1 protein-coding gene is annotated in these 733 nt (G+C 58.4%); it reads right to left on the reverse strand.

Annotation, left to right across the window (positions count from 1 at the left end; all coding sequences use genetic code 11):
* Nucleotides 1-704, reverse strand: a 704-nt coding sequence (locus EN780_RS36130; RefSeq protein WP_245500243.1) for an ABC transporter ATP-binding protein, incomplete at its 3' end; no start/stop codon positions are given.
* Nucleotides 705-733: the final 29 nt, after the last annotated feature.

The following is a 733-nucleotide window of genomic DNA, read 5'->3' on the forward strand; positions in this document are numbered from 1 at the left end:
ATGCCTATTCGTTGGCGCTGGCCGCCGGACAATCGCACGCCGCGTTCGCCGACCCGCGTTTCATAGCCCTTGGGCAAGTTTTCGATGAAGCCCGCCAAAGCAGCCTGCTGCGCTGCGTTGCGAACACGTTCAAGATCGATGCCGGCGGGGTCGATGCCAAACGCGATATTCTCGGCGATCGAAGCATCCGAAAGGAAGATACTCTGGGGGACATGGGCAATCTGCCTCTGCCAGGCACGTCTGGTGCCTTCATCAAGGGGCTTCCCATCGATCTCGATCACTCCGCTTGTCGGCTCGAGCAGGCCCATAACGAGATCGACAGTCGTGCTCTTCCCGCTCCCTGTCTTGCCTACAAACCCGACCTTTGCACCTTTCACGATGGTGAGATTGAACCGTTCGATAACCGGCGGCTGATCGGGCGCGTAGCAGAACGATAAATCCTTCAGCACAATTGCCTGATCGAAAGGCAAGCGCCTCGGCGGAGGTGCCTGTGCGTCCGCTGGGAGTGGCGCTTCGATCGTCTTAAGAACCGCTTCGACGCCAGCGATATTGCCCAGCACGAGCGCCCAGTTTGCATAGATCAATTGCATAAGGGGTACTAGACGCTGCGCGCCAAGGGCAAACGTTCCCAGCATCGGCAGTACCTGCCCGGCGTTGTTTGTCCTTGTGATCAGGAAGTAAGCAAGTGCGGCGATGATCACCATCCCAGTGGCTTCGATCGCGAATCGAGGAG

It is taken from the genome of Mesorhizobium sp. M4B.F.Ca.ET.089.01.1.1 (assembly GCF_004022605.1).
Lineage (GTDB): Bacteria > Pseudomonadota > Alphaproteobacteria > Rhizobiales > Rhizobiaceae > Mesorhizobium > Mesorhizobium abyssinicae.